We start from the raw sequence: 15,324 nt of genomic DNA on the forward strand, positions 1-15,324 counted from the left end.
GGCACCATGGCCGAAGCGACGACGGGCGGCCACCATCAATGCCGTACGTCCTTCCAGTATTCCTTTTTCAGGAAGTATGACACCACAAAGAGCAATGCGAGGAACGCCAGCACCCATAAACCCAATCGCTGACGTTCTAGCTTGCTCGGTTCGCCAACATAAACCAGGAAAGCGACGAGGTCCTGCGCAGCGTGTTCATACTCCACTGGAGTCATTGTACCCGGCTGGACCAGATTCAGGTGATCGATCGACACATCGCTCGAATTCTGATGTGGGCCACCCGATAGGGGGATCGCCGCCTGTAAACCTTGGAGCTGCCAAATGACGTCCGGCATACCCACCTTGGGAAAGGCCAGATTGTTGACGCCGGTAGGCCGCGTATCATCCAAATAGAAGGTCGTCAGGTAGGTATACAACCAATCAGCACCCCGCGCGCGCGCAATCACCGACAAATCCGGCGGTGGCGCGCCGAACCATCGTTTCGCATCCTCCGGGCGCATCGCCACCGCCATCGTCTCACCAATCTTGCGGTCAGTGAAAATCAGGTTCCCGCGAATCTGCTCCGGGGTCAAGCCCAAGCGCTCGAACAGGTTGTACCGCACCGCCGACAACGAATGACAACTGAGACAGTAATTGACGAAATATTTCGCCCCACGCTGCAAGGCAGCGTTGTCGGTCATATCCACATCGACAGATCGCAGATGCAAACCTTCTTCGGCCCCTGCTGGCTGAGCGATCAAGGGCAGCGCACACAACAGGATGAGCAGTATTTTTCTCATTATCGCACCCTCTCCGGCACCGCCTTGTCAGTCGCTAGCCAAGGGAAAAATAGTGCGAGCAACAGTAATCCGGAGACGTACCCACCAGGAATCAGCAGGCTGGTGAACACCAGGTGGCTGGTTTCGGCCGAGACGCGCACCAAGTCGTACAGCATGATCGCGCTCATCCAGACGACGTACACCGCCAATATCGTACGCGCGGGTCGCATGCGGCTGAAAAACACCAGCATCAGGAAGAAGCTGAAATAAACTTCCGACAGACGCAATCCCATTTCGGTCAAAAAAGGTGTCGGGTGCCTTGTACCCAATATACCCAAAATCACGAAAACCACCACGAAAACCATGATGTTGGCCTTGTGCAACACACTACGGTAGCGAATCGACTTGACCGGATTGCGATCCAACCAAGGTAGGACGAATAGCACGAAGATCGATAGACCCATGGCGACCACGCCGAGAAATTTATCCGGTATCGAGCGCAGCACCATATAAAAGGGTGTGAAGTACCAAACTGGAGCAATGTGCGGGGGAGTCTTGAGCGAATCGGCAGGAATAAAGTTGTCGAATTCGATGAAGCGCCCCCAAAACGTAGGCTGGAAAAACACCACTGCGAAATACAATCCCAGGAAAACGACCACCCCCATGATGTCCTTGACGGTGTAATACGGGTGGAAAGGAATGCCATCGAGAGGTACGCCGCGGACATCCTTATGCGCCTTGATTTCGACGCCATCGGGATTGTTCGAACCTACCTCATGCAGCGCCAATACATGGACGACCACAAGCCCTAGCAATACCAATGGCATGGCGATGACATGCAGGGCAAAAAAACGGTTCAGTGTGGGATCGGATACGACAAAATCACCACGAATCCACAGCGCCAATTCGTTGCCCACATAAGGAATCGCACCGAAGAGCGAGATGATGACCTGCGCCCCCCAGTAGGACATCTGCCCCCAGGGGAGCAAATAACCCATGAAGGCCTCCGCCATCAATGCGACATAGATCAACATGCCGAATATCCACAGCAATTCTCGCGGCTTCTTGAAGGAGCCGTACATGAGCCCGCGAAACATATGCAGGTAAATCACGATAAAAAAGGCGGAGGCGCCGGTCGAATGCATGTATCGGATCAACCAGCCCCACTCCACATCACGCATAATGAATTCGACCGACGCAAAGGCAAGCTTGGCATCGGGCTTGTAGTGCATGGTTAGGAATATCCCGGTCAATATCTGTATGACGAGAATCAGTAGCGCGAGCGAACCGAAGAAATACCAGAAGTTGAAATTTTTAGGTGCGTAGTACTTGGAGAGATGATTTTGCCAGCCCACGGAGAGTGGGAAACGCCTGTCGATCCAACCGAGCAAGCCTGTCGTCGTTATCTCTTTTTCAGCCATCAGACCACCCCCTTGGGACCCACACCGATCACGATCCTCGCCTTGCCCTCATAGTGATGGGGCGGAATAACCATATTCAGCGGCGCCGGCACGTCCTTGTAGACCCGCGCGGCTAAATCGTAACGTGAGCCATGACAGGGGCAGAACCAGCCTCCGCGCCAGTCCGGGCCGAGGTCCGGCGGTGCCAACTCTGGCCTGTAGGTCGGTGAGCAACCAAGGTGAGTACAAATGCCGACAACGACTAGGTATTCCGGCTTGATCGCGCGGGATTCGTTCTTGCAGTAAGGCGGTTGAATCGATTCCAGAGACTTGGGGTCTCGCAACTTGGGATCGTTTTTGGGCAAATCGGCCAGCATCTCAGGGGTGCGCAGCACCACCCACACCGGTTTGCCTCGCCAAGCGACCCTGAGCATCTGCCCCGGCTCTATCTTGCTGATGTCGACATCGACCGGTGCCCCCGCGGCCCTCGCGCGGGCACTGGGACTCATCGACGCGATAAACGGCACCGCCGCGGCAACCGAGCCCACCGCGCCAAGCGCGGCTGTAGCGGCCACCAGAAATCGACGGCGCGGGACATTGATGTCCTCTGCTCCCATCCCTGCTCCCCTTCTTCGTTCTTTGTGATTGTAGTTCTCACGACCGCGCCTCTACGGGCGTTTTATGGTAATCGGCCTGTCCAAAGCTTCCATCAACTACTCGGCGAGGTCAAGCCTGCCTCTACGAAGACGGCGAAAAACCAATGGCGCAGGGGGACATATGGGAGCTAACGGAAGGCGCTCGATGAACACTTTCACCACGAACAGGTGTACGGGAACGCCATCGACGATGCCACAGACATCATCAAACGGGATTATCGATGTCGACGAACTGATGATCCAAACCCCAGCGTGCGGCTAAATACTCGCCCAAGGCCTGAACACCGTAACGCTCGGTCGCATGATGCCCCGCCGCCAGGTAATGCACACCGGCTTCACGAGCCGCATGCACGGTCTGTTCCGAGATTTCACCGCTCAAATAAGCCTGAGCGCCTTGTGTTGCCGCCTGCTCTAGATAGCCCTGAGCGGCACCCGTGCACCAAGCGATACGTTCGATACTCGCCGGCCCTGCTGGGATGACGAGCGGTTCACGCCCCAGCACACGCGTGATATGCGCAACCAGGTCGTGGAGCGTCAACGGCATTTCTGGATGCCCGATTGAACCGACACCCTCGGCGGTCAGCGGCGCCAGCGTCGTGAAGCCCAGGCGTTTGGCCAGTTGCGCGTTGTTACCCAGCTCTGGATGTGCATCCAACGGCAGATGGTAGGCCATCAGGCTGAGATCGTTGGCCAGCAGAGCCTTGAGACGTCGACGTCGAGAACCGGTGATTTCGGCAGGTTCACCGCGCCAGAAATAACCATGATGAACGAGTATCGCATCAGCATCGAAGTCGAGTGCGGCCTCGATCAGCGCCAATGACGCGGTTACGCCACTCACCAGCTTGCGAACCTCTTCGCGGCCCTCGACCTGTAGACCATTGGGCGCATAATCGCGAAAACGCGTTACACCAAGCAGCTCATCCGCATAACGGCAAATTTCGCTCAGCTGCGCCATCGAGATTTTCGACTCCTACATGCGAGCATGACGATTCACGCGATTCAGTCCGACGCGTCTGACACCCGGTATTCGGCCGAGCGTGCGTGTGCGATCAGCCCTTCGCCACGCGCAAGCACCGATGCGGTTCGCCCGAGTGAGCGAGACCCTTCCGCGGAACAATGGATGATGCTGGCGCGCTTCTGAAAGTCGTAGACACCCAGCGGCGAGGAAAACCGGGCCGTACGCGAGGTTGGCAGCACGTGATTCGGGCCGGCACAATAATCACCCAGGGCTTCGGCGGTATGCCGCCCGAGAAACATGGCGCCGGCATGGTGAATGCGGGCCGCTAACACCCCCGGATCGGCGACTGACAGCTCCAGGTGTTCAGGCGCAATGTGGTTGGCAAGACTGACTGCCTCGTCCAGATCACGCACAAGGATCAATGCACCGCGTGCGCGCAGCGAGGTTCGAATGATGTCTGCACGCGGCATATCCGTGAGCAGCGCATCCATCGCCTCAGCGACCTGATCAATATAAGCCAGATCCGGGCACAACAGTATGGCTTGCGCGTCCTCGTCGTGCTCCGCCTGCGAAAAGAGATCGGCCGCAATCCAGCGCGGATCGGTCAACCCGTCGCAGACTACCAGTATCTCGGATGGGCCGGCGATCATATCGATACCGACGGTGCCATAGACCTGCCGCTTGGCGGCGGCCACATAGATATTGCCGGGACCAACGATCTTGTCGACTGCGGGCACGGTTTCAGTGCCATAGGCCAATGCAGCCACCGCTTGCGCACCACCGATGGTAAAGACCCGATCCACGCCGGCCACCGCCGCGGCGGCGAGCACCAGTTCGTTGAATTCACCGCCGGGCGTGGGCACCACCATGATCAGCTCACCAACCTCCGCGACTTTTGCCGGGATCGCGTTCATGAGCACAGACGAGGGATACGCCGCCTTGCCGCCGGGGACATAGAGGCCCACACGATCCAATGGGCTCACCTGCTGACCCAGTACGGTCCCGTCCGCTTCGGTGTACACCCACGACTCCACGCGCTGGCGCTCGGCGTACGCACGAATGCGCTCAGCCGCTGTGCGCAAGGCCTCTCGCTGCGGCGCTGGAATACGCTCCAAGGCGAGTGACAAACGCTCGGCAGGAATTTCAAGGTCGGCGCCATGCTCACGACTCAGCCGGTCAAAACGCGCCGTGTATTCGAGCAACGCTGCGTCCTTACGTGTGCGGACACCTTCCAGAATTTCATTGACCGTAGCGATGACAGCCCCATCCGCCACACTCTCCCACGCCAGCAAGGCATCCAGGCGTGCAGCAAAATCACGGTCACGGGTATCGAGTCTATGGATATCGGGCATATTCGAGGCCTCGAGCTAGATGAACGGGATGGAGATAGGGCTACACCGTCGATCGGCTTATCTAGATCAGCCCAATTGCTGTTGTCGGCGATGGTTTTCCCGGCGCGCGCTCACGGCTTCCGCGAGCCTGCGCAATAGCTGCTCGGTTTCGTCCCACCCCAGACAGGCATCGGTGATACTTTGCCCATAGATCAAAGGCTGGCCCGGTACCACGTCCTGCCTGCCCGCCACCAAATGGCTTTCTATCATCACCCCGATGATAGATTCACTGCCCGCCGCAAGCTGCTCGCCAAGCACCCGCGCGACCTCAACCTGACGATCAGCCTGCTTACGGCTGTTGGCGTGACTGCAATCGATCATCAGACGCGGCGGCAAGCCCACCTGGAGCAAACGCTCTGCAACCGTCTGCACGCTTTCGGCATCGTAGTTCGGGCCGCGCGAACCACCACGCAGGATGAGGTGACAATCCTCATTCCCGTTAGTCGTGTAGATCGCGGAGCGTCCAGCCTTGGTCAGCGACAGAAAGTGATGTGGTTGCGAAGCTGAGCGGATGGCATCGATCGCGATCTGCACCCCACCATCAGTTCCATTCTTGAAACCAACTGGACAGGAAAGGCCCGAGGCCAGTTCGCGGTGCACCTGGCTCTCGGTCGTACGCGCCCCGATGGCCCCCCAACTCACCAGGTCGGAAATGTATTGCGGGCTGATGATGTCGAGATACTCGGTCGCTGCTGGAATACCCATCTCGGCCAGTTCCAGCAACAACCGACGCGCCACGCGCAGGCCACGGTCGATCTGGAAGCTATTGTCGAGGTTTGGGTCGTTGATCAGCCCCTTCCAACCAACCGTCGTCCGCGGCTTTTCAAAGTACACGCGCATGACCACGAGCAAATCGTCGCTGAGCGATTCTCGGACGCGCAGCAAACGCTCAGCATAATCCTTGGCTGCGACAGGGTCGTGAATCGAGCAGGGGCCGACGACCACCAGCACACGATCGTCGCTGCCGGTCAGCAAGTCGTGGATCTGTCGGCGAGTATCGTGAACGAGGCGAGCACTCTCGTCGGTCAACGGCAGTTCTTCACGAACCGTCGCCGGGGTGCTCACCTCATGGATCGCCTTTATCCGTAGATCTTCAGTCTGGTAACGCATGTCTTTCCAGATGCCCGTACCCGGCAGGGCAGGCGGCTCGCCGGTCCGCACCTTTCGAGTGCCATTTTCGATCAGAGAGTAACATGAATATGCGCCTCAAGGCTCCACGCCGCGGCGCCATCAGCCCCCATCGACCGCACGCCGCAACTGCTCGATAATGCGCTGTACGCGTCGATGCTTCATTTTCATCGAGGCCTTATTCACAATCAGCCTGGAGCTGATATCCGCGATATCTTCCCACGGCACCAAACCGTTGGCACGCAACGTGTTACCCGTATCCACGAGGTCAACGATGCAATCCGCCAGACCAACCAACGGGGCAAGCTCCATCGAGCCGTAAAGCTTGATGACCTCGACTTGGCGTCCCTGAGCGGCAAAATGCGCACGCGCCGCGTTCACGAACTTGGTCGCCACTCGCAACCGACGGGCGCCCTCGTAGCCACCGGGTAGACCCGCGACCATCAGGCGGCAACGCGCAATACGCAGGTCCAATGGCTCGTATATTCCTTCGCCACCATTTTCCATCAGCACATCCTTACCGGCGACGCCCAGGTCCGCGGCGCCGTAGCGCACATAGGTCGGGACATCGGTTGCACGGATGATGACCAGCTTGATCGTCGGGTCGTTGGTATCGAGAATGAGCTTGCGACTGGTTTCGGGATCATCGACCGGCACGATATCGGCGGCGGCCAACAGGGGCAGCGTATCTTTGAATATCCGCCCCTTGGACAACGCAATGGTCAACGTCTCGCTCATGCCGATCACCCCACCACCCGACGTATGCGCCCACCGATCTGAGCCAATTTTTCCTCGATGCACTCGTACCCTCGGTCAATATGGTAGATGCGATCCACAATCGTCTCGCCCTTCGCCACCAGTCCAGCGAGGATCAAACTCGCCGAGGCCCTCAGATCCGTTGCCATCACCGGTGCGCCAGTAAGGTGGGGTACGCCGTGAATGACCGCGGTATTACCGTTCACACGGATATCCGCGCCCATCCGCTGCAGCTCCTGAACGTGCATGAATCGATTTTCGAACACGGTCTCGGTGATCGAACCGGTGCCGCTCGCAATGGCATTGAGCGCCGTAAATTGCGCCTGCATATCGGTGGGAAATGCCGGATAAGGTGCGGTTCGTAAGTCAACTGCGCGAGGGCGTTCACCATGCATATCAAGCTCGATCCAGTCCTCGCCCACCGTGATTTCGGCACCACCGGCGCGCAACTTCTGCAATATAGAATCCACCAGTGAAGCCCGGGTTTTCTTGACCCTGACCCGACCACCCGTGATCGCTCCAGCCACCAGAAACGTACCCGTCTCGATGCGATCGGGCAGTACCTCGTATTCGCAACCGACGAGCCGATCGACACCTTCGATCACGATGGTATCGGTGCCGGCGCCCTCGATCCGCGCGCCCATGCAGGTCAGACACCCAGCCAAGTCGACGACTTCCGGCTCCCTCGCGGCGTTCTCGATGATGGTCCGGCCCTCTGCCAGGGCGGCGGCCATCATCAGATTCTCCGTGCCAGTGACGGTCACCACATCGAGCACTAAGCGCGCGCCGCGCAAGCGCTTGGCCCGAGCTTTGATATAACCGCCTTCGACCTCGATGTCTGCACCCATCGCGCGAAGACCCTCCACATGGATGTTCACCGGCCGCGAACCGATCGCGCAGCCGCCCGGAAGCGACACCTCCGCCTCACCGAAGCGCGCCAGCAAGGGACCGAGCACGAGGATCGACGCACGCATCGTCTTGACCAATTCGTAGGCCGCCCGCAGGGTATGGATACCTCGGGTATCGGTCTCGATGCCGAGGCGCTCGTCGACGGTCAACGACACGCCCATTCGGCCCAACAGCTCCATGGTAGTTGTCACATCGTGTAGATGCGGGACGTTAGACACGCGCATCGGCCCATCCGCCAGCAATGTGGCGGCCAGGATGGGCAAGACGGCGTTCTTGGCGCCCGAGATGCGGATTTCCCCGTCGAGGGGACCACCACCGTAGATCAGCAACTTATCCATGAACGACCGCGTATCCGGCCGGTTTTCGCAACCGGCTCAACAAAAAAGGGGCTGATCTTACCGCATCGTCGCCTCGGGGGGCAGTCAGGCGGACCCAGCACGGGATTCAAACAGATCCCCGAGATCACTGACTTCGACGATGACCCGCATCGATTCGGGCATATCAGTGAAGCGAACTCGCCCGCGAGCGGCGCGCGAGCAGGCCACCAGGCAGGCGACTGCGGCGCTATCTGCTTGAGTCACGCCACCCAAGGACAGGTCGAAATCGGCGGTATCGCGCACGGCGCGCTCCAAAACCGGCCACAACGCGGGTACGGTAGCGACCGTCATCGGACCGTTCACGCGATAACGGCCTTCGCCATCGCGATCCAGGCTGGCGGGCACACTCATGAGGATGCGGAGCCTTGGTTGTTGGCTTCGTTCTGCTTGGCCAGCCGCTTGATTAGAGCCTCAAGGCTGGTCTGCGCAATCTCCTGACTGAAAGTGGTGCGATAGTTTGTCACCAGACTCAGGCCGGAAATAGTGATGTCATAGACCTTCCAGCCTGCCTCTGTCTTGATCAGGCTGTAATCGACCGCCAACGGCTGCTGGCTGCTGCGCTGCACCTGGGTATATATGGTCGCGAAGGGTGCGTTCACCGTATCCCGATTCGTCAGGAAGCGAACTTTGCTATCGGTATACTCGGTCAGCGACTTCGCGTAGGTATGGATCAAGAGTAGCTTGAACTGCTCGACGAACGCGCTGCGCTGGGCAGGGGTCGCGGTGCGCCAATAACGCCCAAGTACCAACCTTGCGGACGCCTCGACATCCACCGCCGGCAAGATGATGCTGGACACCATCTGATTGACATATTTCGGTGATGACAGCTGCGCCTTGGTATGCGTGTGTAACGCCTGCAAGGTCTGGTCCACCGCCGTCTGCACCACCTTCAACGGAGCCTGGGCACCGGTGTCTGCCGAGGCCGCCTGCCCCGTAGCAAACAACATCAGGCAAGTCATGGCGAACAGTTTGAGGATTCGTTCGATCATGCGCGTATCTCCGCTTCGATTCGATTCGACTTACTTTGAGGTCAACTTGACCATCAGTTGCCCGATGATCTTCTCCAGCACGACGGCAGACTGCGTGTACTGGATTCGACTCCCGCTCTTGAGCGATTGTTCCGAAGCCCCCGGCGACAAGGCGATGTACTGCGCGCCCAGCAAACCCGCGGTATAGATGCTCGCTGAACTATCGACCGGGAAATCGTGGTACTGATCCTTGATGCTCATCACCACCTTGGCCTCAAAGTTCTTGGAGTCGTATTGAATCGAATCGACCCGCCCGACCTGGACACCCGCGGCAGTTACCGGGGCATTGATCTTCAACCCGCCGATGTCGTTGAAATAGGCATAGACCTGATAGCCGTTGCCACCGCTGAAATCGGTCAGGTTGCTCACCTTCATGGCCAGCACCAGTAGTGCCGCGCAACCGGCCGCAATGAACAGACCGACAAGGATTTCGATGGAGCGCGTAGTCATCGTGGGACTCCGAGGCTTAATGACCGCTGAACATAAGGGCGGTCAGGATAAAATCCAGACCGAGTACGGCCAGCGAGGTATTGACGACGGTACGAGTGGTCGCACGGCTGACACCGGCTGAGGTCGGGACGGCATCGTAACCCTCGAATACCGCAATCCAACTGGCGACGATCCCGAAGACAAAGGTCTTGATCACGCCGTTGAGAATATCATGGGTAAAACTCACGTTGCCCTGCATCTGTGACCAGAAGGCGCCGTCGTTGACCCCCAGCAGGCTGACCCCCACCAGATAACCACCAAACACACCGATCGCGCTAAACAATGCGGCCAGTAACGGCATCGCAATGATGCCCGCGATAAACCGGGGGGCGATCACCCGCCGAAAGGGGTCGACCGCCATCATTTCCATCGCGGAGAGCTGCTCGGTGGCCTTCATCAACCCGATCTCCGCCGTCAACGCCGAACCCGCACGGCCAGCGAACAGCAACGCCGTCACCACCGGGCCCAACTCACGCACCAGCGACAGCGCCACGACCACGCCCAGCGATTCCGTCGCATTGAACTTGACCAGGGTCGTATAACCTTGCAAACCCAGAACCATGCCGACGAACAGCCCGGAAACCGTGATGATCAGAAACGACAGCACCCCGACCGAATAAATCTCGCGCACAATCAGGATCGGGCGACTCAAGGGCGTCGGCAACGCCGAGAGCACGCGTAACAGAAACAGCCCGGAACGTCCGAGACGCCCCAGCACACCCAATGCCCAACGCCCCATGCCTCCAATCGCGTCCAACACGTCAGCGCACTCCCAGCAGGTCGTCGGCGTAGTCGGGCGCCGGGTAATGGAACGGTACCGGTCCGTCCGGCAGCCCCTGCAGAAATTGCGTGGCCCAGGCCGATTCGGTCTCGCGCAGGGCCACCGGCGCGCCCGACTCGACCACCTTGCCATCGGCGATAAGATAAATCAGGTCGGCAATACTCGACGTCTCTGGCACGTCGTGCGACACCACGATGCTAGTCAACCCAAGGCCGTCGTTAATGCGTTTGATCAGCGTTACGATGGTGCCTAGGGTAATCGGATCGAGCCCGGTAAAGGGTTCGTCGTACATGATCATCATGGGGTCGAGTATGATCGCGCGCGCCAGCGCCACCCGCCTCGCCATGCCACCCGACAGCTCACTGGGCATCAGCTCACGAGCGCCACGTAGCCCGACCGCCTGCAGCTTCATCAGCACCAGCGGGCGAATGATCGCCTCGGGCAGACGGGTATTTTCGCGTAGCGGGAAGGCCACGTTCTCGAAGGCATTGAGGTCGGTCAGCAATGCGCCGCTTTGAAACAGCATGCCCATACGCTGCCGCAGACGATACAGATCGCTGCGAGCGAGACGGTGCACATCCTGTCCGTCTATCAGCACGCGGCCTCGGGACGGCCTGAGCTGCCCGCCGATGATCTTGAGCAAGGTGGTCTTGCCGGTGCCGCTCGGCCCCATGATGGCGGTCACACGGCCTCGCGGCACCACGATATTCAACCCATCAAAGATGACACGACCGCCGCGGCGAAAGGCCAGATCCTGAACCTCAATCAGCGGCTTAGCGTTTTGGTCCAGCATGGCACCCCAAACCGCATCCATTGCGGAAAACGTAGCAGTCTCAAAGAGTCCGCCCGAACTGTCAACCTTCCACCGGGCAAGGCCTACAAACCCAGCATCACACACAGCGCCCGGCATTCATCCACGATGGTGGGCGGGCCATCGACCAACAGGCAGCGCTCCACCGGGCCTGGCACGGTAGCAAAAGATTCGAGAAGTGCGCGACGCTTACGCACGTCGTCGCCCGGCATCGGTCGGTAAATACCCAGTGCGGCAGGCCGGTCGGCGCGCTCTGCGCGCCAGGGCGCCCCGACGCCGGGGAGGGGGGGTCGGCCGCGTAGCCAGCCGACGGCACGGTTCGCCGCAGCACATTCATCAATTCACGAGCCGCTGCGGGCTCGACCGCCTCGAAACAGATGCCGGCAAGCTGCCGACCAAGCGCCTTCAAAACGCCAGCCAGGTCCTGGCTGGCCAGCTGACCCGGTCCGCAGCCAAGCCAATAGACCAATGTCTCACCCGTCTCTTCCGACCACCGCGACAGATCGGCTGGCGTCCAGCTGCTAGCCGGCAAGCCAACACAAGCATAGTCGTTGGCATAATAGGCCGGACGCCAGTCAACCGGCAGATCCGAGGGGTAATAAGCCATCAGCCAATCCGGCCGCAGCCAGTCCCACACGCCGATTTCCACACGGGTCACACGACACCTCATCCGATGCTTGATTGTTCGGCGCCATTCTATATCCCAGCACACAAGCCGTGACCGGACAGAATGACGGCCCAAGCGATAGAATGCAGGTCATGCATTTCGATCTATTCAACGAACTATCCGTGCCGACCCTAGGCAATCGCGACGAGCGCGAGGTATTCGAGGACACTCTGGCGCAATGGGTTCTGGCCGAGGATCTCGGATTCACCACCGGCTGGCTCGTCGAGCATCATTTTATGCCGGAATATTCACACAGCACGGCCCCAGAGCTATTTCTGGCTGCCGCCTCGCAGCGCACGCAGCGCCTGCGTCTCGGCCACGCCATCGTCCCGCTGCCCTACCACCACCCGATACGGGTCGCCGAACGTCTGGCCACACTCGATATCCTCTCTGGAGGCCGTGTCGAATTCGGTTTCGGGCGGGGATTTTCGCCACAGGAATACCAGGCCTTTGGCCGCGAGATGCGCGACAGTCGCAGCTATACCGAAGAGTCCCTCGCCGTAATCCGGCAGGCCTTTGCCAAAGGCCAAGTCGACTTCCACGGCCAACATTTCGACTTCACTGAACTTGCCGTACTACCGCACCCCCTCCAGAAACCGCACCCGCCGATTTGGACCGCCGCAGTCAGCCCGGAGAGCTTCGAACTCGCCGCACGACAAGGCGTCGGCGTGCTGGTCGGCCCATTCAAACCCTGGTTCATGGTCCGCGAAGACATCCGCCATTACCGTGAAGCCTGGCAGCGAGAGCACGGCACAGCACCAGGGGGCGCCCACCTCAACCCGCGCGTTGCCATGACCATCGGCATCCACTGTCATCCCGACCACCACACCGCGCGCAATCAAGCACGCGAGGGCCTCGTCTGGTTCTACCGTCAACTACTGGGGCAGACCCGCGGCGTACTAGAACATCTCTACGAGGGCTACGAGTATTACCGCCGCTTCGGCGCCTTCCGCGGACTCATGGGCAAGGCGCTCACCCTCGGTGCGCTGGAAACCCTGGGCATGACCGTGGTCGGCAACCCGGCGCATTGCATCGAGAGACTGACTGCCCTCAAGAACGCAGGCGTGGATCACGTACTCCTGGCCTTCGGAGCAGGCGTGCTGCCACAAGCACAGACCACCGACGCGATGCGACTGTTTGCCGAGCATGTGATGCCGGCGCTCAGCGACTGATGCACGTCGTCGTCACCGGTAGCGCCGGGCGACTCGGACGCGTACTCGTGCCTTACCTTCTGGCCTCGGGAGTGGCCGATGCGGTCACCGGGATAGACACTCATCCAGCACCCTTCGCCGACCCTCGCTATCGACACCACCTAGCCGATGTGCGCGCCCTAGGGACAGGCGCCGTGTTCGAAGGCGCCGACGCGCTGGTGCACTTGGCCTTCGTGCTCATGGGCGGCGGCCTCGGTCGGCAACGGCACGACCGCGCAACGATACGCAGCGTCAACATCGACGGCACTCACCGGGCCTTCGAGGCTGCGGCGCACGCCGGACTACGTCAGGCGATTTTCGTGTCCAGCGCCGCCGTCTACGGGGCCTGGCCGGACAACCCGCCCCGCCTGACGGAGTCCGCGCCGCTACGCGCCATGCCCGGCTTCGCCTATGCCGAGGACAAAATCGCGGTCGAGCACTGGCTGGCTGCGTTTGCAGCGATGCACCCACACCTGTCTATGACTCGCCTACGGCCACACGCCATCGTGGGTGCGCACGCACACCCGCTACTCAACAGCGTCCTGCGCCAACCCATCTATCCCTTCGCCCACCCTGCGCCGCTGACCCAATGTATCTGGGAACAAGATGTGGCCCATGCCATCGCGCAAGCGCTGGTGCGACGTGCAGCAGGCATCTTCAACCTCGCCGCCGATCCACCGATGAGCCTACGCGACATGCTCGGCCTAGTGCGCCGTATACGGCTGCCGGTACCGCCTGCGATCTTGGGCGGACTGCATCGACTGGCTTGGCGGCTGACGCCCGCGGCCGGCGAGCCCGGCTGGGTGCAGGGACTCCGCTATTCGCTCGTGCTCGACACCCGGCAGGCGCAACGGGCGTTAGACTTCACGCCGAGCTGCGACATAGCCGAGTGCGTACGACGTGCCGCAAACGGTTGGCATGCAAGCTAAGGCAGGAATGGCCAACACGCTTCATGCCATACAGGCACCCCACCGGATGCTGGCGACGGCTTTTCATGGCCCCCCATGTATAATTTCGCGTTCCTGCCCATTTAACCGGGCCTCGCAAGGAAGTCATCGAGCGTGCTGCTAGCCGTCCTCGCCATCATCGCCGGCTTCGCCCTCCTGATCTGGAGCGCGGATCGCTTCGTGCTCGGAGCCGCGGCCCTAGCCCGCAACTTCGGTGTACCACCGCTGGTCATCGGCCTGACCATCGTTGGCATGGGCACCTCTGCGCCAGAATTACTCGTCTCCGCAATGGCTGCCTGGGACGGCAATGCCGGTCTTGGTATCGGCAACGCCATCGGCTCGAACATCACCAACATCGGTCTGGTGCTGGGCGCGACCGCGCTAATCGCCCCGCTCACCGTCAATTCGAAACTACTCAAACGCGAATTGCCGCTGCTGCTGGTGGTCATGTTGCTCGGCTATGCCCTGCTCGCCGACGGGCGCCTCGCGCGACCGGAGGGCAGCGCGCTGCTGCTGGGACTGGTCATGCTACTGGTCTGGATGGTCTGGTCGGCACGCCGGGCGCGCGCCGACGACGCGCTCGCCGAGGAAATACTCGACGAGCAACCGCCACCAATGTCCACGTCTGCCGCACTGGGCTGGTTCGCGCTGGGCATTGCCGTATTGCTCGGCGGCGCCAAACTGCTGGTCTGGGGCGCCGTAGCCATCGCCCACACTCTGGGTGTGAGCGATCTCGTGATCGGCCTGACCGTGGTCGCCATCGGCACCAGCCTGCCTGAACTGGCCACCACCATACTCAGCGCGCGCCGCGGCGAACCCGACATCGCACTGGGCAATGTCATCGGTTCCAATTTATTCAACATCCTAGGAGTACTCGGCCTCCCCGGACTAATCGCACCAGGCCCGGTGCCACATGAGGTGCTGACACGCGACTACCCTCTGATGCTGGGCTTCACCGCCTTGCTCTTCCTATTCGCCTACGGCCGCCAGCCCAGACGCATCAATCGCGTCGAAGGCGGCGTCCTGCTCGGCGCCTTCATCGGCTACGAATGCTGGCTCTACTGGACCGCGTAACCCC

Annotated in this window: 17 protein-coding genes; 3 read left to right on the top strand and 14 right to left on the bottom strand. The window is 60.3% G+C overall.

Annotated elements, in window-relative coordinates:
• Positions 1–35 precede the first annotated feature (35 nt).
• From BI364_RS14630 to BI364_RS14695, 14 genes are all read right to left on the bottom strand, one after another.
• Entirely contained in the window at positions 36–779 is a 744-nt protein-coding gene (locus BI364_RS14630; protein WP_070079370.1) for a cytochrome c1, read from the bottom strand.
• Positions 779–2,179, bottom strand: a complete 1,401-nt coding sequence (locus tag BI364_RS14635) for a cytochrome b (RefSeq protein ID WP_070079371.1) — start codon at positions 2,177–2,179, stop codon at positions 779–781. Before BI364_RS14635 ends, BI364_RS14630 begins: the two co-directional genes overlap by 1 nt.
• On the bottom strand, positions 2,179–2,775 hold the full coding sequence (petA, locus tag BI364_RS14640; protein ID WP_070079372.1) for a ubiquinol-cytochrome c reductase iron-sulfur subunit: 597 nt from the start codon (positions 2,773–2,775) through the stop codon (positions 2,179–2,181). Before petA ends, BI364_RS14635 begins: the two co-directional genes overlap by 1 nt.
• 244 nt (positions 2,776–3,019) lie before the next feature.
• Positions 3,020–3,769: a Nif3-like dinuclear metal center hexameric protein gene (locus BI364_RS14645; protein WP_070079373.1), complete on the bottom strand. Its 750-nt coding sequence runs from the start codon at positions 3,767–3,769 to the stop codon at positions 3,020–3,022.
• A 44-nt stretch (positions 3,770–3,813) separates the two neighbouring features.
• A complete protein-coding gene (gene hisD, locus BI364_RS14650) occupies positions 3,814–5,124 on the bottom strand; it encodes a histidinol dehydrogenase (protein ID WP_070079374.1) in 1,311 nt (436 codons plus the stop codon).
• Between the two features lie 66 nt (positions 5,125–5,190).
• Complete coding sequence (locus tag BI364_RS14655; protein WP_070080112.1) at positions 5,191–6,273, bottom strand: 3-deoxy-7-phosphoheptulonate synthase; 1,083 nt, start codon at positions 6,271–6,273, stop codon at positions 5,191–5,193.
• Between the two features lie 120 nt (positions 6,274–6,393).
• Positions 6,394–7,029 (bottom strand): ATP phosphoribosyltransferase, encoded by a 636-nt coding sequence (gene hisG / locus BI364_RS14660; RefSeq protein ID WP_070080113.1) that lies wholly within the window; start codon positions 7,027–7,029, stop codon positions 6,394–6,396.
• Positions 7,030–7,034: 5 nt separating this feature from the next.
• Positions 7,035–8,294 carry a UDP-N-acetylglucosamine 1-carboxyvinyltransferase gene (gene murA, locus BI364_RS14665; protein ID WP_070079375.1) on the bottom strand — a complete coding sequence of 420 codons (1,260 nt, stop codon included), beginning with the start codon at positions 8,292–8,294 and terminating at the stop codon, positions 7,035–7,037.
• A gap of 84 nt (positions 8,295–8,378) precedes the next feature.
• A complete protein-coding gene (locus BI364_RS14670; protein WP_070079376.1) occupies positions 8,379–8,684 on the bottom strand; it encodes an STAS domain-containing protein in 306 nt (101 codons plus the stop codon).
• Positions 8,681–9,322 (bottom strand): MlaC/ttg2D family ABC transporter substrate-binding protein, encoded by a 642-nt coding sequence (locus tag BI364_RS14675; RefSeq protein WP_070079377.1) that lies wholly within the window; start codon positions 9,320–9,322, stop codon positions 8,681–8,683. The genes BI364_RS14670 and BI364_RS14675 overlap by 4 nt, the downstream gene beginning before the upstream one ends.
• Positions 9,323–9,352: 30 nt before the next feature.
• The gene (mlaD, locus tag BI364_RS14680; protein ID WP_070079378.1) at positions 9,353–9,811 is read right to left on the bottom strand and encodes an outer membrane lipid asymmetry maintenance protein MlaD; all 459 of its coding nucleotides are present in this window, start codon (positions 9,809–9,811) and stop codon (positions 9,353–9,355) included.
• 16 nt (positions 9,812–9,827) lie between these two features.
• Positions 9,828–10,589, bottom strand: coding sequence for a lipid asymmetry maintenance ABC transporter permease subunit MlaE (gene mlaE / locus BI364_RS14685; protein WP_156782856.1), 762 nt, complete (start codon positions 10,587–10,589; stop codon positions 9,828–9,830).
• Positions 10,590–10,611: 22 nt separating this feature from the next.
• Complete coding sequence (locus BI364_RS14690; RefSeq protein WP_070080114.1) at positions 10,612–11,424, bottom strand: ABC transporter ATP-binding protein; 813 nt, start codon at positions 11,422–11,424, stop codon at positions 10,612–10,614.
• A 97-nt stretch (positions 11,425–11,521) separates the two neighbouring features.
• Positions 11,522–12,100, bottom strand: coding sequence for a hypothetical protein (locus BI364_RS14695; RefSeq protein WP_156782783.1), 579 nt, complete (start codon positions 12,098–12,100; stop codon positions 11,522–11,524).
• A gap of 101 nt (positions 12,101–12,201) precedes the next feature.
• Between BI364_RS14695 and BI364_RS14700 the strand changes: the two genes are divergently transcribed.
• From BI364_RS14700 to BI364_RS14710, 3 genes are all read left to right on the top strand, one after another.
• Positions 12,202–13,281, top strand: coding sequence for an LLM class flavin-dependent oxidoreductase (locus BI364_RS14700; RefSeq protein ID WP_070080115.1), 1,080 nt, complete (start codon positions 12,202–12,204; stop codon positions 13,279–13,281).
• Complete coding sequence (locus tag BI364_RS14705; RefSeq protein ID WP_070079381.1) at positions 13,281–14,228, top strand: NAD-dependent epimerase/dehydratase family protein; 948 nt, start codon at positions 13,281–13,283, stop codon at positions 14,226–14,228. The genes BI364_RS14700 and BI364_RS14705 overlap by 1 nt, the downstream gene beginning before the upstream one ends.
• A gap of 132 nt (positions 14,229–14,360) precedes the next feature.
• Entirely contained in the window at positions 14,361–15,320 is a 960-nt protein-coding gene (locus BI364_RS14710; protein ID WP_070079382.1) for a calcium/sodium antiporter, read from the top strand.
• The last annotated feature ends 4 nt before the right edge of the window (positions 15,321–15,324 follow it).

The sequence above is a fragment of the Acidihalobacter yilgarnensis genome, from assembly GCF_001753245.1.
In the GTDB taxonomy this organism is placed as follows: domain Bacteria; phylum Pseudomonadota; class Gammaproteobacteria; order DSM-5130; family Acidihalobacteraceae; genus Acidihalobacter; species Acidihalobacter yilgarnensis.